This window comes from Bradyrhizobium sp. BRP23 (assembly GCF_020194135.1).
GTDB lineage: Bacteria > Pseudomonadota > Alphaproteobacteria > Rhizobiales > Xanthobacteraceae > Bradyrhizobium > Bradyrhizobium yuanmingense.
In genome coordinates this window covers 15,178-36,088 of the sequence record NZ_JADYVW010000004.1, presented here as the reverse complement: position 1 = coordinate 36,088, position 20,911 = coordinate 15,178, and the positions used below count along the sequence as shown (strand labels likewise).

The window sequence follows — 20,911 nt, the reverse complement described above, 5'->3', positions numbered from 1 at the left end:
CTATCAATTGGTCGAAGCGCCATGAATGTGCGGACGTTGCCCCTTCAAGCGGGGCCGCTCGGCACCTCGGAGAACCGGGTTAGCCAGGCAACCGGGCCGATGCTGGCCGCGATGATCAGGAGGGCCGCGAGCGCGCCGTCCTCGAAATTGCCGCGGCTTGCGTACTGGTAGATTGACGTGGACAGCGTTTCGACGTTGAGGGGCCGCAGGAGCAGCGTTGCCGGCAGCTCCTTCAGGCAGTCGACGAACATGATGATGACGGCGCCAAGCATCGCGGGCCGGAGCAACGGCAGATAGATCTGCCTCAACATGACCCCCTGGCCGGCGCCGACCGCGCGTGCGCTCTCGTCATAGTCGCTCGGAATGCTGTCGAACCCGGCCTTGATCATGCCGACCGGCACAGCCAGAAAACGAATCGTGTAGGCGATCACGACGGCCATCCCGGAGCCGACCAGGACCAGACCCGGAAGCGAACGTCCGGTCCAGGTCGCGACCGCGCTCAGCGCATTGTCGACCGCCAGGACCGGGGTGAGCAGGCCGAGAGCGATGACGAGACCCGGCAGCGCGTATCCGGCCTGCGCGATGCTCAGCGCGACATATCGCAGAGGATCCGGCCGCAAGCGATGCGCGATCGTCGTGGCGAGCGCAAGCATCAAGGCCATGAGCGTTGCGAGCCCTGCAAAGGCAAACGAATGGAAGGTGTGGCGCCACAGCAGCGGGTCGAAATTTGCAAGCAGGCCGCGGCCGAGAGCCTGATGCGCCAGATAGAGCAGCGGGACCACGAAACCGATCAGCACCGGCAGCACGCAGACGGCGAACGCGATCGACGCTCTTGCGCCCGACAGCGGGGTTCGCCGCCTCACATGCGGGCTTTCGGCCGAGAATTCGATGCTGGCGTTGCGACGGCCGTAACGCTCCATCGCGATCAGGCCGGCGACGATCGCAAGCATCAGGCATGCGAGCTGCGCTGCACCGGCAAGGCTGCCGCGGTTGAGCCAAGTGGTGAAGATCGAGACCGTCAGCGTGCGGATGCCGAGATATTCGCTGGCTCCGATGTCGTTGAGCGTTTCCAGCGCGACCAGCGCCACGCCGACCGCCAGCGCCGGCCGCGCCATCGGCAGTGAAACGCGCCACAAGATGGTCCATCGGCCGGCGCCCAGCGTCGTGGCCGCTTCCGCGAATTCGGCTGACTGAACCTGGAACGTCGCACGCGCCGAGAGATAGACGTAAGGGTAGAGCACGAGCCCGATCACGAAGATGGCGCCCGGCAACGAGCGGAGGTTGGGCAGAAGGCCGAGGGCATCGCCCAGCGGCAGCCAGGTCGCCAGGGTGCGATGCACCAGGCCTAGCGGTTCGAACAGATCGGCATAGACGTACGCCGCAAGATAGGTCGGAATCGCCAGCGGCAGCGGCATCAGCCACAGCAGCATGCCCCGGCCGGCAAAATCGTGGCGCGACATCACCCATGCAGTGCCGGCGCCGATCAAAAGTGTGACCGCGCCGACCCCGACGAGCAGAAGGGCAGTGTCGAGAAGGGCGGCCGGCAGCACGTAGTTGATCAGGTCGTGCCACACATCGGATGCCGGCTGCAAAGCCAGCGAAACGATCGAGATCACGGGCGCCGCGACCAGGACCGCGGTTGCGATCGCGATGGCGGTTGCGGCGCGACCGGCCCGCACACGGCCCCTCGATCGAGGCCGTGTGCTCGTAGCTTCCAGCAGTTCGATAGACGTGGGCCGCCAGAGATCAGTTGTCAAAGCCGACCTTGTCCACCAGCGAGGCCGCAGCCTTGCGGTTGGCGGCGATCTTTGCGATCGGCAACGGATCCGGGACGAGCTTGCCGTAGCCGGCGATGGTCGCATTGACGGCGACACCGCTCCGAACCGGATATTCGTAGTTCTGGTCGGCATACATCTGCTGCGCCTGCTCGCTGACGAGCCACTCGATCAGCTTGGTACCGTTGGCCTTGTTGGGCGCGTTCTTGGCGAGCAGCACGCCGGAGAGGTTGACGTGGGTGCCGCCGCCCTCGAAGGTCGGCAGGATGACGCGGGTCGCCTCCGCCCACGGCTTCTTCTCGGGATCGTTGTTCATCATCAGCGCCCAGTAATAGGTGTTGCCGATGCCGATATCGCATTTGCCGGCGGCGACGTCACGCGCGGCTTCGCGATCGCCGCCCGACGGCTTCTGCGCGAGATTGGCCTTCAGGCCGCGCAGCCATTCCTCGGCCTTGGCTTCGCCGTACTTGGCCGCGTAGGCCGCGAACAGCGCGTTGTTATAGATGTGCTGGCCCGAGCGAATGCAGATCTTGCCCTTCCACTTGGGATCGGCGAGCTCCTCATAGGTGATCTTGTCCTGCTTGACGCGATCCTTCGAGGCATAGATCACGCGCGCGCGCATGGAGATGCCGGCCCAGTGTCCGTCCGGATCGCGATATTGCGCCGGCACGACCTTGTCGACCGCCTCCGACTTGATCGGCTGGGTGACGCCGGCCTGCACGGCCTCGTCGATGCGGCCGATGTCCACCGTCAGCAGCACGTCGGCCGGACTGTTGGCCCCTTCCGCCTTCATGCGCTGCTCCAGACCGGAGCTTGCGGAGACGACGTTGACCTTGATGCCCGTGTCCTTGGTGAACGCATCGAACAGCGGCTGGATCAGCTTGGTCTCGCGGTAGGTATAGACGTTGACCTCGCCATTGGCGGCGGCCTCCGACACGAAAGACGTGGTCAGGCTCAACACCGCCGCAGACGCGGCGAGGACGCGAAGATAGATCATAAGGGCTGCTCCCAGGCGCGAGATTGAACGCCGATTGAGTAGCGCAGGCGGGGGGCCAACGTTAGCGACGCGATGTCGCGAGAGCATAAGCTTAGAGCAATTCCAAAGTATCTTTTAGACTCATTCTAATACTGAAGCGACGGTCATGGGAAATAATTGGCGCCCTATGATCCTGCCGGCCTCATCTTGCTCAGGCGCTGCGAGACGCTGGCCAGCCACGACGTCTCCTCGCGCACCAGGCGGAAGCCGAGATTGGCGGGCGGCACGCCCTGGGCGCAGCCGCCGGCACGGGCGTCGCGGATGAAGTCGGTGACATAGGCGCGGTGCGCACCCTCGGCGACGCGCACGCCGCAATTCACGGTCGCGCGGCCGGGATTGCCGGAATCATCGACACGCGAGCGCACGAAGCACGTCGCGGTCCACTCCCAGATATTGCCGGCGAGGTCTTCGACGCCATGCTCGTTCGGGCCGAACTTGCCGAAGCGATGAGCCGTGGTGTCGGAGAGGTCGCGTTCGGATTCGCGCTCATAGCGGCTGATCCAGCGCTTCGAAGGGTCGCTTGCATCGACCGGTACCCCGTCATCCCGGAATCTGGAGCCGGCGGCAAAGGCCCATTCCTCGTCGCTCGGCAGGCGGTATTGATGGCCGGTCTTGCGCGACAGCCAGCCTGCATAGGCCTCGGCGTCGTGCCAGCTCACCTGCACTGCGGGACGATCGGGGGCGATTGCCACGTCGCGATCGAGTGCGCGGCAGGCGCCATCCTGCACGCAATGCTGATAGTCCGATGAAGCGACCTGATTCCGCATGATGCGCAGCGGCCGGTTGATCCGGATGGTGCGCATCGGCGCTTCCGCCTGCTGTCCGCCGCGGGTGAAATCGCCGGCCTCGCGATAGGCGAAGCTGCCCGGGGCGACCTCGACCAAGGCCGGCTCGCCGACGGCATGGCGCATCGTCAGCTCCGAGACCAGAGGCGCAACGGCCAGCGGCCCCGCAAGCCCGGCCGCGCAGGCAAGTGCCAGCTTGAGCTTGAATGCGATCAGCACAATCATTCCTCCGCAGAAGGAAAAAAGGGGCCGGCGATGACCGGCCCCTTCGTCGCGTCTAGTTGGTGCTGGCAGGAGGTATTTCGGCAGGCGCCTTCACTTGCATCATCAGATCGTCGTTCCACTTGCCTTCGACCTTGAAGTGCGCGGTGGCGCCGAGACTGGCCGCCTCGATCAGGTTATGCGTGACATAGGCGTAGATGCCGGGCTGCTGGAACTTGTACAGCGCAGCTCCCGCCGAGCCGCCGCGGATGAACCAGGTCTCGAGCCCGACCTCGGGCGCGTTGCCGAACTTGCCGGTCTCCCAGACATAGTCGCCGTGGCCACCGATCAGATGCGGACGGCTGTCGCGATTGGCCTGCGAGTGCACGATCAGCACGTTCTCGCCGACCTTCGCGGTGAGCGCGTTCTTGCCGGTGAGCGCGCCAACCTTGCCGTTGAACACGACGTGGGTCGGGGTCAGCTTCTTCATCACCTCTTCGGTCTCGGTGAAGGCTTCGCCCGGCGATTCGTAGGACTTGAAGTTGCCCTTCTCGTCGCGCGGCACGTACATGTCCTGCTCGCCGATATAGTAGATCTTGTCGTATTTCAGCGCGCGGCCCTTGCCGTCGTTCAGCCCCTCACGCGGCAGCACCATCACGGCACCGTTCATGCCCGAGACGACGTGCCAGGGGGTCATCGGGCCGCCCGGTGCGCAGTGATACACGAACACGCCGGTCTTGGTCGCCTTCCAGCGCAGCACGACCTGCTCGCCGGGATTGATGAGCGTGAGCTCGCCGCCGCCGAGCGCGCCGGTCGCGGAATGGAAGTCGATGTTGTGCGGCATGGTGTTCGTCGCGGGATTGACTAGCGTCAGCTCGACATAGTCACCCTCGTGCACGACCATGAGCGGGCCCGGCATCGAGCCGTTGAACGTCATCGCCTGGAAGGTGGTGCCCTTGTCGTCGATGACGACTTTCTTCTCCTCGATCGTCATCCTGAACTCGACGATCTTGGGGCCCTGTGTCGTGGCCTGCTCGTGCGCGTGCACGAAGGGCGGAGCGACCAGCTCTACCTTCTGACGCGGCAGCTTGAGATCGCCGGCGGCGAAAGCCGGGATCGCCAACATCAGGGCGGTCGCGGCGGCGCTGATCAATGCGGCTCTGCGGGTGAACATCGGAAGCATCCTTCATCTGAAATGGTTTTGATGACGGAGTGCAGTGTGCGCCGATTGCGGCAAGCGTGTTTGTGCTGCGACAAGCTTCCGCCGGATTCGCGTTCGGCAACATGACCTAGATTTCTCGAAGGAGCGGGGTCGGCGATGGCAACTCACCGCGTCCGCAGGCGCGATGCCGATCGAGGCCGAGCGTCAACTCAGCGGCAACTCGTTTGCATGTTCAAGCTGGATGACGATCTCGGTTGCCCCGCTCATGCGCGTGGACGAGATCGCAAGACAGGCCTTGGCGAAGGCGCGTCCGTTCAGAGCAGGTTCACGGCGAGCCAGACCAATCCCCAGATCGCCAGTGACAGCGCGACGAAGACGGCGATCGCGGCCGCCAGGGCGCGCACCGCGCCTGCGGGGGCCGGCGCGGCCGGGGCCGGCCGGTAGTCGTCGAAACGCGGGATATGGCCGCGGACGTCGAGCAGGGAGAGAATGAGTTCGAGTGCGAAAAGCCTCATGGCGAACGCTCCGGATGGCCGCGATTTTTTCTCACCATGGCCGGGAACCGGTATCCGCGCTTTGCGCGAGCGCAAAGCCGCGTCCGCCGATCCGGGTTATTTGAATTCATTCCGTGATTTGCCGCGATGTCTCGCGCGCGGCGGGCATTTACGAATGGGTAACTTATGAGAGCTGATCTTGCGGCGATCTACGGCGAGGAACGCCTGCCACGCTATACCAGCTATCCGACCGCACCGCATTTCACGCCGGCGATCGGTCCGGACGCCTATGCCCGCTGGCTGGCGGAGCTGCCCGTGGCCGCCAGCGCCTCGCTCTATCTGCACGTGCCGTTCTGCCGCGAGATGTGCTGGTACTGCGGCTGCCATACCCAGATCGTCCGCCGCGACGAACTGATCGCCGGCTACCAGCGGACGCTACGCAGAGAGATCGCGCTGACGGCCGAAACCATCGGCCACCGCATCAAGGTCGAGCACATTCATTTCGGCGGCGGTACGCCGACGATCATGGCGCCGGACGCCTTTGCCGAGCTGATGGCGACGATGCGCCAGGAATTCTTCGTGCTGCCCTCGGCGGAAATCGCGGTCGAGATCGATCCCCGTACATTGAGCGCGGACATGGTCGAGGCGATGCGGCTCTCCGGCGTCAACCGCGCGAGCCTCGGCGTGCAGAGCTTCGACCCGGTGGTGCAGCGGGCGATCAACCGTGTGCAGAGCTTCGCGCAGACGGCCTCCGTGGTCGAGATGCTCCGCGGCGCTGCGATCGAGGGTGTCAACTTCGACCTGATCTACGGACTGCCGCACCAGACAGTGGCTTCGTGCCTGGAGACGGTGCGACGCAGCCTCGCGCTTTCACCCAGCCGCTTCTCGGTGTTCGGCTATGCTCACGTGCCAGCCTTCAAGAAGCACCAGCGCATGATCAATGAAGGCGTGTTGCCCGACGGCCTTGCGCGCCACGACCAGGCCTGCGCCATCGCCAATGCCTTGAAAGAGGCCGGCTACGTGCAGATCGGGCTCGATCATTTCGCGCGGCCCGACGATGCCATGGCCGTGGCGTTCGAGCAGGGCACGCTGCGGCGCAACTTCCAGGGCTACACCACCGACCGGAGCGAAGTCCTGCTCGGCTTCGGCGCCAGCGCGATCGGGCACCTGCCGCAGGGCTATGTCCAGAACGAGGTGCAGATCGGCGCCTATTCGCAGAGCATCGCTGCCGGCCGCCTCGCCACCGCGAAGGGTTACGGCCTCACCGATGACGACCGGCTGCGCGCCGACATTATCGAACGCATCATGTGCGAGTTCGGTGCCGATCTCGGTGACATCTGCGCGCGCCATGGCGCGGAGGCCGGCGCCATGCTGAAATCTGCCTCGCGTCTGAAGCCGCTGATTTCCGACGGCGTCGTGAGGGTGGAGGGCGATCGACTCGCTGTCGCCAAGGACTCGCGCTTCCTGGTCCGCAGCGTCGCCGCTGCGTTCGATGCGCATCTGGATCCAGGCAAGCAGTTGCACAGTCGGGCGGTGTAGCCCCCCGTCATTCCGGGGCGCGCCTCTTGGCGCGAACCCGGAATCCATTTCACTGCACTGGTTGCTGCTCGATGGATTCCGGGTTCGCGCTACGCGCGCCCCGCAATGACGAGCCAGCTTGCGCTCCAACAAAGAAACTCGGTCCCGCGTCGCTATCGTCGATCGGAATGGAGTTGTCCATGTCCTTCCGATCCGACGATCTGGTCGATGACATCATGCATTCGGCGCCGCACACGATCCGCGTGTTTCTCGCCTTCAGGATGGCTTGCGTCGGCTGTCCGATCGCGACCTTCCACACGGTCGATGACGCCTGCCGCGAGCATGGCATTGACCGCGACCAGTTCCTCGCCGCGCTGATCGAGTGCGTGCCGGCGTGAAACGATCAGGAATCGCGCAGGTGTGCGTGGGTTCCCGGATGATGAGCGCGCTTTCGCCGTAAGCGGAAGCGCGCCTCATCCCTCACTTGAGCAGAGAGGTGTCTCTCACGCCGTGCCGCTGTCGACGCTCCGCTCCGCCAGAACCACAATCTTGTGCGGCTCGCGCAGAATGATGCGCTGGCGGCCGCTCTCGACCAGGCCCTGGCTCTCCCAGCCGCTCAGGATGCGGCTGACGGTGTGCAGCGTGGTGCCCGTCATCTGCGCGATGTCCTGGCGGCTGATCGGGAAGTCGATCTCGATGCCGTGGTCGAGCTTCTTGCCGGATTGCTTGGCGAGGCGAAGCAGCGCGTGCGCGACGCGTTGCTCGACCTGCTGGGTCGACATTTCCAGGATGCGGGTGTGACTTTCCTGCAGCCGCGTGCCGACGGTCTGGAGCGTGTTGGCGGCAAGCGCCGGAAACCGCTCGACCAGCCGCGGCCAGGCCGAAGTCGGCCAGATCAGCACGACGCTGTCGTCGACCGCCATGGCCGTCGCCGGATACCGCGCGGCTCCGATCGCCATCGCGAGCCCGAACGTCTCGCCGGGCGTGACATAGCGCACCACGATCTGCTCGCCGGCAGGTGTGGTCTTGGCCGCGCGGACATGGCCGTGCAGCAGCAGGAAGAAGGACTGCGCGTCCGCCCCCTGCTCGAAAATCGCACTGTTCTTGGGATAGCGCGCCGAGCGGGCCTCACGCAGGATCTCGTCGAGAGCTTCCGGCGTCATCCCCGCAAACAGCGGCAAATGCGCAACCAGCGATGTGTCGACCTTGGCCATTCTGCCTCCCCTGGCATCAGGGAGTGTGATGGCACCTGCAATCGTCAGGTAGTTTGCGTTAGCGCAAAACGAGGCCGCCCGGTGGCAGTATTTTTCCAAGCAACAGTCTGATTTGATTGGAGTTGACCCATGGCTGGCGCCCGATCCCGCAACTTTGCGGGCTGGCCGCTGTTTGCGAACAGCTTTCGCCCCTTTTTCCTGCTCGCCGCAATCCAGGCGGCGTTGTCGATCCTGGTCTGGCTGCCGATGTTCTACGGCGAATTGTCGGTGAGTTCCGCATTCGCGCCGCGCGATTGGCACATCCACGAGATGCTCTATGGCTTCCTGCCGGCCGTCATCACCGGCTTCCTCTTCACCGCCATCCCGAACTGGACGGGGCGCCTGCCGATCCAGGGCGCGCCGCTCGCAGGCTTGGTGACGGTCTGGCTTGCCGGACGCGTCGCGGTGACGCTGTCGGCGAATACCGGTTGGACGTTTGCACTGGTCGTCGATGCCGCGTTCCTGGCATTGGTCGTTGCCGCCGCAACGCGCGAGATCATCGCGGGCGGCAACTGGCGCAACCTGCCGGTGGTGGGGCTGGTGCTGGTTCTGCTCGCCGGCAACGTCGCCTTCCATGTCGAGACGCATTACGCAGGCGCGGCCGACGTCAGCATCCGCGTCGGCATCGGCGTGGTCGTCCTGCTGATCGGCTTGATCGGCGGCCGCATCATTCCGAGCTTCACCCGCAACTGGCTGGTCAAGTTCAATCCCGGCCGCCTGCCGGTGCCGTTCGGACGATTCGATGGCGCGGTGATCGGCTTGAGCGCGCTGGCGCTGATCGCATGGATCGCGGCACCGCTGAACATGATCACCGGCGTCGCGATGGCGGCAGTCGGCGTGCTGCATCTGGTTCGGCTTGCACGCTGGGCCGGCGACCGCACCACGCGGGAGCGGCTGCTGCTGATCCTGCATGTCGGTTATGTCTTCGTGCCGCTCGGCTTCATCCTGAACGCTGTGGCCGCCTTCGGCGAGCTGCCGCCGAGCGCCGGCATCCATGCCTGGATGGCGGGTGCTGCGGGAACGATGACGCTCGCGGTGATGACCCGCGCCAGCCTCGGCCATACCGGACAGGCGCTGACGGCTTCGCCGGCGGTCCAGGCAATCTATGCTGCAATCGTCATCGCGGCTCTGGCCCGAATCGGTGCCGTCGTGTTGCCCGCGTATGGCGACGTGCTGCTGTACGTCGCTGCCTGCGGCTGGATCCTCGCCTTCCTCGGATTTGCCGTCGCGTTCGGTCCGCTGCTCGCCGGCAGCGGGCGGCGGGCGCTCGCCACGATGGGCGTGCCCGCCCCCGCGCGCTGAAGTCAGGCTGCACTTGCCGAGGGCGGTGCGGAGCGAGGCCGCACGCCCTTGCGCCAATCGGTGATGGTGCAGCCGAAGCGGCCGCGAAACCAGCGCGCCATGGCGCTCTGCGCGGAGAAGCCGAGCTGCACCGCGATGTCGGCCAGCGGCCGGGTGTGATCCTCGATCAGCTGCACCACGAGATCGGCGCGCTGCGCGTCCAGGATGGCCGAGAAGCTGGTGCCCGATGCGGCGAGGCGGCGGTGGATGGTGCGGCGGGTGCAGGCCAGATGCTCGGCGACGCGCTCGACCGTGCAATCGCCGCTGGCGAGCAGGGTCCGCACCACCTCGTCGACCTTCGCCTCCCAGCTTGCCGGCCTGCTCTCGATCGCCTCGATCCGCTTGCGCAAGTAACTCGCGATCAAGGGATGCGCGCTTGGGATCCGGCGCTGCATGTCGTGCGCCGACAACAGGATCGCATCGTCGTCCGCATTGAAGATCACCCGGCAGCCGAAGAAGTCGCGGTAACGCTTGCGGTCGAGCGGCGGCGGGTAGTGCAGATGCACTTCCAGCGGCCGCCAATCGCTGCCGAACAGCGACTGGATGATGCGGTGAACGCTGCCGAGCGCCATGTCGATCGACTGCCGCGGCGCGCGCGGCTGCCGGCCGCGCAAATGCAGCGTGATGGTCACGGTCCGCTCGTCACGCGTGACGTCGAGCCGCATGCCGTCGTGATGGATATGGATGAAGCGCGAAAACGCCTCGATCGCTTCGCCGACGGTCGCCTGTTCGCGCACGATCAGGCCGACCGCGCCGAAATTGGTGAGGCCGCCGCGCTCGGCGAGACGCAGGCCGAAATCCTCGGCGCCGGAGGCCTTTGCCGACAGTTCGAGCAGGCGGCGCAGGCCGGTGACGGCGATGGGAATGTCCGGCTGGTCGAGGCAGGCCAGCGGCAGCCTGACCTTGCGCATCATCTGGCTGGGGTCGAGCCCGACCGACCGGGCGACCTCGGGGTAACAGCTCAATCCTGCGCTGCGAATGAGGTCGGTCATGCAAACCGTTCCTGCCAGCATTCCCGCAGATGTCCCGAAATGTAAAGTTTCTGTCCCGATCCGTCAAATCCAGGAACCGGATGGAACATACATAAGGAAAACCGAAGCACTGGCGTGAATGCCGTGCGCATGACGGCGGGGCGCGACGGAGCCCCCGGCCGTCTCGGGCCATTTGACCAAGACATTGCTGGATCGGGACTATGCCGGGAAACATGCTTTCCAAGGGCGAGGTATTCGTCATCGACACTGACGCCGCCTCCCGCGAACAACTTTCCGCCGCGCTCGAACAGAGCGCCTATGACGTGATCTGCTTTGCCGATGGTGCCTCTCTGCTCTCGGAAGCCAAGACGCGGATGCCGGCCTGTGTGCTGCTGGAGATGCCGCCGGATCGCTCCGCTCTCGAGGTGCTCAGGCAGCTGCGCGAGGAGAATTGCATGGCGCCGGTGCTGGTGACGTCGGCGAATGGCAGCATCGCCATGGCGGTCGACGCCATCAAGAGCGGCGCGACCGACTTCATCGAAAAGCCGTTCCGCACCCACGACATTGTCAACCGGATCGATGCCGCCATCGATCAATTCGCGCAACCCGGGGCGATCGGGCAACGCTGGCTGCCGGGCTGTGAGCCTCTGACCGCGCGCGAAGCCGACGTGCTCGAGCATCTTGCCGCCGGCCTCACTAACAAGGGGATCGCCCGGCGGATGCATCTGAGCGCGCGGACGGTCGAAGGTTACCGTGCCAGCGTCCTGAAGAAGGCCGGCGCCAAGAACGTGACCGATCTGCTCCGGCGCATTTTCGGCCAGGGCTCTTAGGCCCAGGCCTGAAGCCGCCCGGACCACCGAGCCTTCCACAGACATGGTGCCGCCGCGGCGGCGCCCCACGGAAGTCTCAATCGAACCGGTTCCTTCCCTGCCGCGTCCAACCACGATGGCGAGGCATCTCATCGCGCGCGTCCGGCTGGCGACGCGGCGATACCGGCAGGAGGGACTTTATGCGCATCACCGCAGGATATTTGGCAACCACGGGCCTGGTCCTGGTGACCACGGCGCTCGCATCGCCGTCATGGGCGGCCAATGTGGACGCCAATTCGACGATCGACACGGTCACCGTCTATCCCGACGGTGCAACCGTCACCCGCATCATTTCGCTGGATCTCGCCTCCGGCGATTCGACGCTGGTGGCCAAGGATTTTCCGCTCTCGCTCGATCCATCTTCCCTCCGCGTCGAAGGCGAGGCGGGCGCCAAGCTCACCATCGGCACGATCGATGCACGCCCACCGAAGGCCGCGCCGCCGGTCAACCTGCCCGAGCTCGACAAGCGCATCGAAGCGCTGAGGGATCAACGGGCCGACCTGCAGGGTGCGATCGACTCGGCCAATGCCCGGCGCAAGTTCGCGCAGCATTTTGCCGAGGCGTCGCCGGCCGGCCTCGGCGAGAAGGGCGAGGCGCGCCCGATTGCTGAATGGCGCGCGGCCTTTGCCGCGGTCGCCGAGGAGATCGCGACCGCCGACAGCGCAATTCGCGATGCCACGCGAAAACAGCGCGAGCTCGACCGCCAGATCGCGCAACTGGAAGCCGAGCGCTCGGCCAAGCCGCCGAGCAAGCTGGAAGTGCGGATCGACGTCGCCTCGGCCGCCGCGACCAAGGCGACGCTGCGCGTGACCTATGCCGTGCGCAACGCGCGCTGGGTGCCGCTCTACGATGCGCGGCTCGATACCGGCGCCAAGGATCGCAAGCCGCAGCTCGAACTGGTTCGTCGCGCCGAGGTGACTCAGGCCACCGGCGAGGACTGGTCGAACGTGACGCTCGGCGTCTCCACCGTGCGCATCAGCCGCGGCGGCAGTGCTCCGGAGCTGCATTCGCTGATCGCGCAATATCCACAAGTGCCGAAGCCCATGGCCCTTGGCACGGCCTCGGATCTAGCGCGGCCTGCGCCAACTGTTCGCCAGCGCTCGTACGAGCCCATGTCCAAGGCTGCCGAAGCGACCGAGTTGCGCGAGCGCGCCGACGAGCAACAGGCCGTCGCCGAGATCGGCGACTTCCAGGCCACCTTCAGGATTCCCGGCCGCGTCAGCCTCGGCGCCGCCGACGGTGCCAAGAGCCTACGTATCGCTTCGGTGAATGTGCCCGCCGATCTCGCGGTGCGCGCCGCGCCGGTGCTGGATCCGACCGCATTCCTGGAAGCCAGCTTCAAGCAGACCGACGAAACGACCCTGCTGCCGGGCAAGGTCGCGATCTATCGCGACGGCACCTTCGTCGGCCGCGGCAAGATCACGGCGTCCACCAAGGACGACATCGTGCGGCTCGGGTTCGGCGCCGACGACAAGGTCAAGATCGAACGCGCCGTGCTCAAGCGCAACGAAGGCTCGGCAGGCCTCCTGGTCACGACGTCGAAGACCGACGAGCGTTCGTTCAAGACCACGATCCGCAACGGGCATGATTTTCCGATTCGCGTCGCGATCGAGGATCAGCTGCCGGTCAGCGAGAACGAGGACATCGTCGTCGAGATGCTGCCCTCGAGCACCCAGCCGACCGCCAACAACATCCGCGACAAGCGCGGCGTGCTGGAATGGTCGTTCGACGCCAAGCCCGGCGAGGCCCGCGACATCAACTTCGCCTGGCGCATCCGCTGGCCGAAGGACAAGAGCATGGTGATCGTCCCGGCGGGCTGATTTCCTGCACGGGTGGCGCAGCTTCACCTCGCCCCGCTTGCGGGGAGAGGTCGGGTTGCATCGAAGATGCAATCCGGGTGAGGGGGTACAGGTCTCTCGACCATCTCGCGTGTGGAGAGAGGCCCCTCACCCCACCCCTCTCCCCGTAAGAACGGGGCGAGGGAGCGCACCTTCACCGTGGCGGCAGTTCAGCTTGCCCCGCAGCCCGCATCGACTGCGGCAGCACATACGGCACGCCGTCAACCTGATGCACGTCCGCGTCGATCTCGAAAATATCCCGGATCCTCTCCCGCGTGACGACCTCGGCGCGCGGACCGTCCGCGGCGAGCCTGCCGCCGGCCAGCACGACCAGGCGGTCGGCAAAGCGGATCGCGAGGTTGAGATCGTGCAGGATCGCGATCACGGCGGTGCCGGCAGCCGCGCGGCGGCGGGCCGCCTCGACGAGGTCGATCTGGTGGCGCAGATCGAGGCTCGAGGTCGGCTCGTCCAGCAGCAAGAGCCCGGGGCCGTGCTTGGCTTCGCCGCAGGCGAGCTGCACCAGCACGCGGGCGAAATGAGCCCGCTGCTGCTCGCCGCCCGACAGGGTCGGCAATTGCCGCTCGCGGAAATGCGACAGGCCCACCTCGTCCAGCGCGGAGTCGACGAGCGGGCCGGCCTCGCGCAAGCTGCGCTCGCCCGCGCCCATCAGCACGATCTCCTCGACGGTGAAGGGAAAGGTGACATTGATGTGCTGAGACAGCATTGCACGGTGCGCGGCGAGCTCGCGCGGCGCGAAGCTGTCGATGTCGCGCTGCTTGAGCCGCACCTCGCCGGCGCTCGGGCGGAGATCGCCGGAGAGCAGCCGCAGCAGCGTCGACTTGCCGGCGCCGTTCGGGCCGATGATGGCGATCATCTCGCCGGCCGCAACCGTCAGGCTGACGCCGTCAAGCAATGTCGCGCGACCGGCGCGCTTGCCTAGGTGTCGTGCATCGAGCACTGCGGTCATAGCGCGGCGAGCCCGCGCTGCCGCAGCAGGATGAAGAGAAAGACGGGTGCGCCGACGGCCGCCGTCAGGATGCCGATCGGCATCTCCGCGGGCGCCACGATGGTCCGCGCCAGCGTGTCGGCCCCGACCATCAGGATCGCGCCTGATAGCACCGAGGCCGGCAGCAGCAGGCGATGCGCCGGGCCGATCACGAGACGGAGCAGATGCGGCACGACGATGCCGACGAAGCCGATCACGCCGCTGATCGACACCGCGACGCCGGTCATGGCCGAGACCATCACGATCGAGATCCGCTTCAGGCGCTCGACGTCGACGCCGCCGTGAAAGGCGTCGGCCTCGCCGAGCACCAGCAGGTCGAGGCCGCGCGCGATGAAGGCGCAGCCTGCGAGTCCGGCAATGAGCACCGGCGCGAGCACGGCGGCCTTGGTCCAGGTCGCGCCGCTCATCGAGCCCAGCATCCAGAACGTGATGTCGCGCAGCTGACGGTCATCGGCGATGAATACCAGAAGGCCGATGCCCGCATTGGCGATCGCGGTGATGGCGACGCCGGCGAGCAGGAAGATCGCGATCGAGGTGCGTCCCGAGCGGCTGGAGATGCCGTAGAGGATTGTGGTGGTCGCCAGCGAACCCGCGAAGGCCGCGAGGGGCAACAGCTCGGTCTGGAGAAAGCGCAGCGCCTCGCCGAAGCGGGAATCGGTGAAGACGATCGCGCTCGCGGCTGCGAGCGCGCCGCCACTGGAGACGCCGACCAGGGCGGGATCGGCGAGCGGGTTGCGAAACAGCCCCTGCATGATCGCGCCGGCCGCGGCAAGCAGGCCGCCGATCATCGCCGCCGCCGCGATCCGGGGAATGCGGATCGACCACAGCACGAGCTGGTCGCGGGCCGTCATGGCCGCGCTTTCGCCGGCCAAGCCCAGCGCGGCTGGCAGCCGGGAGAGCGGGATGCCGGCGGCGCCGACCGTCAGGGCGGCGATCGCGGTGACCAGGAGCACCACGAGCAGAAGGGGAATCGCGAACGATGCTGCTCGCCGTCCCGCGCTGTGTCGCGGGCTCCGTGTTTCGATCCCGGCGGCCACGCTCATTGCCGGCAATTCGCCGTCGACAGCGCCGACGCGAACGCGCCGCCCTCGGCCAAGGCCGGATAGAGCTTGACTGAGAGATCGCGCGCCGCTGCCGCGGTGCGCGGCCCGAAGCCGAGCAGATAAAGCCCATCCATGCTGATGAAGCTCTTGTTGGCCGCGACCGGCGTCAGCGCAAAGCCGGGGTGCGTGTAGACTGCATCGGCCTGCAGCGAATCCTTGCCGCGCTCGATCGACAGCACGACATCGGGCTTTGCGGCCACGATCGCCTCGTCGCTGATGACCTTGTAACCATCGTAATCCTCGACCGCGTTGGCCGCGCCCGCGAGCTGGATGATCTCATCCGCCGCGGTCTTGTGGCCCGCCACCATCGCCCGCCCGTTCTGGAGCGACATCACGAACATCACCCGCACCGGCTTCGTCACCTTGGCGCGCAGGGCACGGAGCTGTGCAAGATCGGCGCCGACCGCGGCGCTGAGACATTCGGCACGCGCATCGACGCCCATGGCGTGGCCGACCAGCTTGATCTTCTCGATCAGGCCTTCCTCGGAAAAGGTCTCGGGCACCAGCACCAGCGGCACCTTCGCCGTCTCCAGGATGTCCATGGTCTCGCGCGGGCCCGAGCCCTGGATCGCCAGGATCAGCGTCGGGTTGAGACCGAGCACGCCTTCGGCCGAGATCTGGCGCACGTAGCCGACATTCGGCTTGTCTTGCAGTGCCGCCGCCGGATAGAGGCTCGTCGTGTCGACGCCGACCAGCCGGCTTTCCAATCCCAGCGCATAGAGGATCTCGGTGATGGCGCCGCCGATCGACACCGTGCGGGCAAAATCGGTAACAGTGACGTCGCGATTGCGCGCGTCATGCACGGTGATGCCCGCGGCGTGCGCAGCAGACGCGAACGCGAGTCCGCCGGAGAGCAGGAGACGGGTGAGGGTGCGGCAACATGTCATTGCAGTTACTTCGTCAGAATCAGCTTGTTCTGCGAGGTCAGGCGGAGACGATAGCTGTCCTCGCCATGCGCAATGATGATCTCGCGCTCGGCGGCAAACAGCTCGCGACTGTCGATCCGGCTGCCGCGCATGGTGAGAGTTCGGGTTGCCGCAGAAGGGCTTTGTGCCGGTCCTGCCGCGCTGCCGCTGCTGTCTCCTGATGTGGCTGACATTGTCGGTGTGATGCGCTTTCGAAAGCTGGAGTACCGCCCGTTTGTACAGGTGGCGCCAAGCGCATTCCAACCATCGCAGTTTACAATCGATATAAACTGTAACCCGATGTCATTGACCGTCAGAGTGTTGCCACGTAACGATTTCTCACAGCGGGGAACTCGCCCGCCTCTTGAGACAATCAGCCAGCCAGTCGCTCGCGTTGCGAGCGCGCGCCAGCCAGACGACATCAAAAACTAAAGTGAAGTGCAGGCTGGGGCTGATATGGCTGACGGGGCTAGGTATTCGCGCGCCCTGATTTTGGGCGCGTCGGTGGTTTCAATTGCGGCAATGACGGCGGAGGGCAGTCTCGCGCAGACCGCATCGCCGCAGAGCGAAAACGCGTCGTCGGACAGGCCGAAGCAGGCCAAGCGTAAGCCGGCGCCGCAAGTTGCGCAGCAGGCCGCGCCGGAGGTGATGAACGCCCGCGCCCAGGCCGGCGGCGCAGCGCCGGTGCAAACGCTCGATGCGATTACGGTCGCGGCAACGAAGACCGAGGAGCGTGCCGTGGATGCGCTGGCACCGGTCAGCGTCGTGACCTCGGCGCAGATCGAGGGACGTCAGGCCAGCACGGTTGGTGACCTCATCTATAATGTGCCGGGCGTATGGGTTCAGAATCGCGGCGACGAGCCGTCGACCTCGATCAACATTCGCGGCCTGCAGGATTTCGGCCGCGTTGCTGTCGTCGTCGATGGCGCGCGGCAGAACTATCAGCGCACAGGCCACTTCGCCAACGGCTCCTTCTTCCTCAATCCGGAGCTGATCAGCGGCATCGACATCGTGCGCGGCCCGACCGCGAACATCTACGGCTCCGGCGCGATCGGTGGCGTGGCCTCGTTCCGCACCAAGGACATCGAGGATGTCGTCCGCGTGGGCGAGCGCTGGGGCGTCGATGTCAAGACTATCCTTGGCAGCAATTATGGTCGCGCACTCGGCTCGGCCTTCGGCGGCGTGCACGTCAATCCGAATGTCGACGTGTTCGCAGGCGGCACCTATTCGACGCAGGAGAGCTACAAGGACGGCACCGGCTTCGAGGTCGCCAATACCGGCAATCGGCTCAGCAGCGGCATCGCCAAGCTGACGGTGCGGCCGGCGGACGGCCACGAGGTCAAGCTCGGCGCCATCTTTCAGGAAGACATCTACAGCCTGGGCCAGCCGCCGCGACGCGCCGGCGATCCCAATTCGACCAATGCGAACGGCACGAACAATCTGAACGGCACGTCGATCTACGCCTCCAACGTGAAGAATTACACCACGACGCTCGGCTGGAAATATTCGCAGCCGGATGATCAGTGGTTCGACTGGGATGCGAAGATCTACTGGAATCGCACCGAGAACGACCAGACTAAGACCAGGCACACCACCACGACGCCGTCAGTGTATTGCGGTGGCGTGCCGGGCAATGCCGTTTCGGGGTGCATCGGGAGCAACCGCGGATATCTGCTCGATACAATCGGCATCGACGTGCACAATACGACGCGGTTCGACACTGGAAGCTGGCGCCACGCGGTGACATACGGCCTGGACGCCTTTCAGGATAAAGTATCTACGCAGGATAGGACCGGTACCGCCGAAGTGACGACGCCCGGCGGCCAGCGCACGGTGTCTGGCGGCTTCGTGCAGTGGCGGGCGAACTACACTTCGATGCTCGAGGTGATCGGTGCGCTCCGTTACGACAATTATCAGCTTTCCTCGGCATCCTCGTCGTCGGGCGGCGATCGCCTCTCGCCGAAGATCACCGTTGCTCTCGTTCCGACCGCGGTCGTGACCCCCTATGCCAGCTACGCGGAAGGCTATCGGGCGCCCTCGATCACGGAGACGCTGGTGAGCGGGCCACATGCCGGCGCGACGGTCAACGACTCGTTCTTCCGCTGTCCGTCGGGCACGCCGGGACCGGGCGCGGACTCGACCTTCTGCTTCGTGCCCAATCCAAACCTGCGCCCCGAGGTCGGCAAGAACAAGGAGATCGGTTTCAATATCAAGAAGAACGATCTGTTCACGGCGGGCGACACGCTGCGCGGCAAGATCAACGTGTTCCGCAACGACATCAGCGACTTCATCGATCAGGTCGCTTACGGAAACCCGCTCGTGGTCCCGACCGGGCCGCCACCGGCGCCGTCGATCACGGTGCTCCCGTTCCTGCAGTATCAGAACGTGGCGTCCGCGCTCATACAAGGCGTCGAGGCCGAGGCGATGTATGACGCGAACCTGTGGTTCTTCGGCCTCTCCGGGACCTATCAGAGCGGAAAGAATCTGCAGACCGGCTTCGGCCTCTACAGCATTCCGCCGCAGAAGATCACGACGACGGCCGGCGTGCGTCTGCTCGACCGCACCCTCATCCTTTCGATGATGTGGACGTCGGCAATCGCCAACTACGACATCCCCAGGACCTACACGCCCGCGACGTCGTACGATCTCGTCAATCTTTACGCGCAGTATCACCCGACGCCCGATCTCACGCTCAACTTCTCCGTCGAGAACCTCTTCAACCGCTACTATCGTCCGTACGCCATTCCGGTCGGTAGCACGGGCGACACGCAAAACGACGTGAAGTGGGCGAGCGCCGGCGCTGGGCTCGTGATCAAGGGAGGTCTCAAATACCACTTTGGCGGCACCTGAGGAAGACACCGCAGGTTATGCCTTGCTGATCTCGAAAGCCACGCTGATGCGTCAGCGTGGCTTTCGACCCGTTCTGAAATATCCGGTCGGCAATTGCCGATCTACAAGTCACAGGAGAAAAGTCGAATGTTCATCGCCATGAATCGCTTCCAGGTGAAGCCCGGCTCGGAAGCCGCGTTCGAAACCGTCTGGCGGACCCGTGAGTCCTATCTCGGCAGCATGGCGGGGTTCGTCGAATTCCATCTGCTCAAGGGGCCGGTCGCCGAGGACCACACGCTGTATTCCTCGCATACCGTGTGGGTCGACAAGGCGGCTTTCGAGGCCTGGACGCGCTCGGAGGAATTCCGCCGCGCTCATGCGCGCGCCGACAACAAGACCGGCGAGAGCCTCTATCTCGGTCACCCCAAGTTCGAAGGTTTCGAGGTCATCATGACCGAGCGCAAGGCGAGCGCGGCCGCTTGAGGCGCCGGGGTTGAGGAGCCAGATATGCTGAGCACCGATCTCGCCGACCTCAAGGCGCATATGGCGGACAATCCGGGTGCCGTGATCGAGGACGTCGCGCGCGAGCGCAGCGCCACGCCGCGCGCGGTGATCGAGGCGTTGCCGCCGTCAATGGTGCGCATCGGGAGCGGCGAACATTTTGCCGCCGCCATGCAGGACATCGCGGAATGGGGCGAGGTCACGCTGATCGTCCACACCGATGATGCGATCTTCGAGTTCACCGGGACCATTCCCGCGGGCGAGATCGGCCGCGGCTATTTCAACCTGATGCAGCCAAAGGGCCTGCACGGCCATCTCCGCCACGAGCGCTGCGCGGGAATTGCCTTCGTCGAGCGGCCCTTCATGGGCAAGTCCTCGGCCTTCGTCGCCTTCGTGAACGCCGACGGCGGCATCATGTTCAAGGTCTTCGTCGGCCGCGACGAGACGAGGGCGCTGCGGGCGGATCAGCTGGCGCGGTTCCGGCGGCTCGCGGACCGGATCGCGGCGAAGCTTTCGGCGTGACTTCCATTTGTCGGGAGATCAGGATGCAGAGCAATTCCACGCTAGGGCACGTGATCCTCACAATCGCACTGGCGCTCGTGCCGGCGCCGGCCTTTGCGATCGACGCGGCGCTGTTGCCGCGCAATCTGTCGCCCTGGGGCATGTTCCTCGGTGCCGACATCGTCGTGAAGGTCGTGATGGTCGGGCTTGCCGTTGCCTCGCTGGCGACATGGACGGTCTGGCTCGCCAAGACCATCGAGCTGCGTCGCAAGGGCTCGCTCGCCTTGCAGCGGACGCGCACCCTCGAAGGCAACATGACGCTGGCCGAGGCATCCGCGCGGACCGGCGACGCCCGCGACGCAGTCGCGCAGCTGATTCAGTCCTGCGCCAGGGAGGCCGAGCTCTCCGGCGGCATTCTCGACGACGGCCTGCAGGAGCGCGTCGCGTTGCGGCTGGAGCGGGTCGAGGCGGCGATGTCCAGGCAGATCGCGCGCGGCACCGGCGTGCTCGCGACCATCGGCGCCATCGCGCCGTTCGTCGGTCTGTTCGGCACCGTCTGGGGCATCATGAATTCCTTCATCGGCATCTCCGAGAGCCACACCACCAGTCTGGCGGTGGTCGCGCCCGGCATTGCCGAAGCGTTGCTCGCGACCGCGCTCGGTCTCGTCGCCGCGATTCCGGCGGTGGTGATCTACAATCACCTCGTCCGCGGCATTGCCAATTACCGCGCTTTGCTCGGCGACGCCTCGGCGCAGCTCATGCTGCTGGTGAGCCGCCAGCGCGACCACGGCCATTTCCGTCTGGCGCGGGCAGCGGAGTAGCC

20 protein-coding genes are annotated in these 20,911 nt (G+C 65.6%); 9 read left to right on the top strand and 11 right to left on the bottom strand.

Annotated elements, in window-relative coordinates; all coding sequences use genetic code 11:
* Window positions 1-44 precede the first annotated feature (44 nt).
* The 5 genes from I6F24_RS11650 to I6F24_RS11630 form a co-directional block, all read right to left on the bottom strand.
* On the bottom strand, window positions 45-1,679 hold the full coding sequence (locus tag I6F24_RS11650) for an iron ABC transporter permease (protein ID WP_035998781.1): 1,635 nt from the start codon (window positions 1,677-1,679) through the stop codon (window positions 45-47).
* Window positions 1,680-1,746: 67 nt separating this feature from the next.
* Entirely contained in the window at window positions 1,747-2,772 is a 1,026-nt protein-coding gene (locus I6F24_RS11645) for a Fe(3+) ABC transporter substrate-binding protein (protein WP_035998784.1), read from the bottom strand.
* A 164-nt stretch (window positions 2,773-2,936) separates the two neighbouring features.
* Entirely contained in the window at window positions 2,937-3,815 is an 879-nt protein-coding gene (locus I6F24_RS11640) for an SUMF1/EgtB/PvdO family nonheme iron enzyme (RefSeq protein ID WP_036022002.1), read from the bottom strand.
* Between the two features lie 58 nt (window positions 3,816-3,873).
* Entirely contained in the window at window positions 3,874-4,971 is a 1,098-nt protein-coding gene (gene nirK, locus I6F24_RS11635) for a copper-containing nitrite reductase (RefSeq protein ID WP_225149226.1), read from the bottom strand.
* 302 nt (window positions 4,972-5,273) lie between these two features.
* Window positions 5,274-5,474: a hypothetical protein gene (locus tag I6F24_RS11630; RefSeq protein ID WP_057028036.1), complete on the bottom strand. Its 201-nt coding sequence runs from the start codon at window positions 5,472-5,474 to the stop codon at window positions 5,274-5,276.
* 165 nt (window positions 5,475-5,639) lie between these two features.
* Between I6F24_RS11630 and hemN the strand changes: the two genes are divergently transcribed.
* Window positions 5,640-6,992: an oxygen-independent coproporphyrinogen III oxidase gene (hemN, locus tag I6F24_RS11625; protein ID WP_225139242.1), complete on the top strand. Its 1,353-nt coding sequence runs from the start codon at window positions 5,640-5,642 to the stop codon at window positions 6,990-6,992.
* A 179-nt stretch (window positions 6,993-7,171) separates the two neighbouring features.
* A complete protein-coding gene (locus I6F24_RS11620; protein WP_225149225.1) occupies window positions 7,172-7,369 on the top strand; it encodes a DUF1858 domain-containing protein in 198 nt (65 codons plus the stop codon).
* A 105-nt stretch (window positions 7,370-7,474) separates the two neighbouring features.
* Here I6F24_RS11620 and I6F24_RS11615 read toward each other — a convergent pair whose 3' ends face one another.
* The gene (locus I6F24_RS11615) at window positions 7,475-8,185 is read right to left on the bottom strand and encodes a Crp/Fnr family transcriptional regulator (protein WP_036021991.1); all 711 of its coding nucleotides are present in this window, start codon (window positions 8,183-8,185) and stop codon (window positions 7,475-7,477) included.
* 129 nt (window positions 8,186-8,314) lie between these two features.
* On the opposite strand from I6F24_RS11615, the gene I6F24_RS11610 reads away from it, so the two are divergent.
* Window positions 8,315-9,526: an NnrS family protein gene (locus I6F24_RS11610; RefSeq protein WP_225149224.1), complete on the top strand. Its 1,212-nt coding sequence runs from the start codon at window positions 8,315-8,317 to the stop codon at window positions 9,524-9,526.
* 2 nt (window positions 9,527-9,528) lie between these two features.
* Here I6F24_RS11610 and I6F24_RS11605 read toward each other — a convergent pair whose 3' ends face one another.
* Window positions 9,529-10,557: an AraC family transcriptional regulator gene (locus I6F24_RS11605; protein WP_225149223.1), complete on the bottom strand. Its 1,029-nt coding sequence runs from the start codon at window positions 10,555-10,557 to the stop codon at window positions 9,529-9,531.
* Between the two features lie 200 nt (window positions 10,558-10,757).
* Between I6F24_RS11605 and I6F24_RS11600 the strand changes: the two genes are divergently transcribed.
* Both I6F24_RS11600 and I6F24_RS11595 read left to right on the top strand, forming a co-directional pair.
* Window positions 10,758-11,366, top strand: a complete 609-nt coding sequence (locus I6F24_RS11600; protein WP_225149222.1) for a response regulator — start codon at window positions 10,758-10,760, stop codon at window positions 11,364-11,366.
* A 179-nt stretch (window positions 11,367-11,545) separates the two neighbouring features.
* The gene (locus I6F24_RS11595) at window positions 11,546-13,225 is read left to right on the top strand and encodes a mucoidy inhibitor MuiA family protein (protein WP_225149221.1); all 1,680 of its coding nucleotides are present in this window, start codon (window positions 11,546-11,548) and stop codon (window positions 13,223-13,225) included.
* A 172-nt stretch (window positions 13,226-13,397) separates the two neighbouring features.
* Here I6F24_RS11595 and I6F24_RS11590 read toward each other — a convergent pair whose 3' ends face one another.
* The 4 genes from I6F24_RS11590 to I6F24_RS11575 are packed head-to-tail and all read right to left on the bottom strand — an operon-like array spanning window position 13,398 to window position 16,451.
* Window positions 13,398-14,210: a heme ABC transporter ATP-binding protein gene (locus I6F24_RS11590; protein WP_225149220.1), complete on the bottom strand. Its 813-nt coding sequence runs from the start codon at window positions 14,208-14,210 to the stop codon at window positions 13,398-13,400.
* Window positions 14,207-15,292 (bottom strand): iron ABC transporter permease, encoded by a 1,086-nt coding sequence (locus I6F24_RS11585; RefSeq protein ID WP_225149219.1) that lies wholly within the window; start codon window positions 15,290-15,292, stop codon window positions 14,207-14,209. The genes I6F24_RS11590 and I6F24_RS11585 overlap by 4 nt, the downstream gene beginning before the upstream one ends.
* On the bottom strand, window positions 15,289-16,239 hold the full coding sequence (locus I6F24_RS11580; protein ID WP_225149218.1) for a hemin ABC transporter substrate-binding protein: 951 nt from the start codon (window positions 16,237-16,239) through the stop codon (window positions 15,289-15,291). Before I6F24_RS11580 ends, I6F24_RS11585 begins: the two co-directional genes overlap by 4 nt.
* A gap of 5 nt (window positions 16,240-16,244) precedes the next feature.
* Window positions 16,245-16,451, bottom strand: a complete 207-nt coding sequence (locus I6F24_RS11575) for a hemin uptake protein HemP (protein ID WP_036022033.1) — start codon at window positions 16,449-16,451, stop codon at window positions 16,245-16,247.
* Between the two features lie 262 nt (window positions 16,452-16,713).
* Between I6F24_RS11575 and I6F24_RS11570 the strand changes: the two genes are divergently transcribed.
* From I6F24_RS11570 to exbB, 4 genes are all read left to right on the top strand, one after another.
* Complete coding sequence (locus I6F24_RS11570) at window positions 16,714-19,107, top strand: TonB-dependent hemoglobin/transferrin/lactoferrin family receptor (RefSeq protein ID WP_225149217.1); 2,394 nt, start codon at window positions 16,714-16,716, stop codon at window positions 19,105-19,107.
* A 126-nt stretch (window positions 19,108-19,233) separates the two neighbouring features.
* Window positions 19,234-19,569 carry an antibiotic biosynthesis monooxygenase gene (locus I6F24_RS11565; RefSeq protein ID WP_035998838.1) on the top strand — a complete coding sequence of 112 codons (336 nt, stop codon included), beginning with the start codon at window positions 19,234-19,236 and terminating at the stop codon, window positions 19,567-19,569.
* Window positions 19,570-19,593: 24 nt separating this feature from the next.
* Entirely contained in the window at window positions 19,594-20,109 is a 516-nt protein-coding gene (gene hutX, locus I6F24_RS11560; protein ID WP_035998840.1) for a heme utilization cystosolic carrier protein HutX, read from the top strand.
* Window positions 20,110-20,132: 23 nt separating this feature from the next.
* The gene (exbB, locus tag I6F24_RS11555) at window positions 20,133-20,909 is read left to right on the top strand and encodes a tonB-system energizer ExbB (protein WP_128264129.1); all 777 of its coding nucleotides are present in this window, start codon (window positions 20,133-20,135) and stop codon (window positions 20,907-20,909) included.
* Window positions 20,910-20,911: the final 2 nt, after the last annotated feature.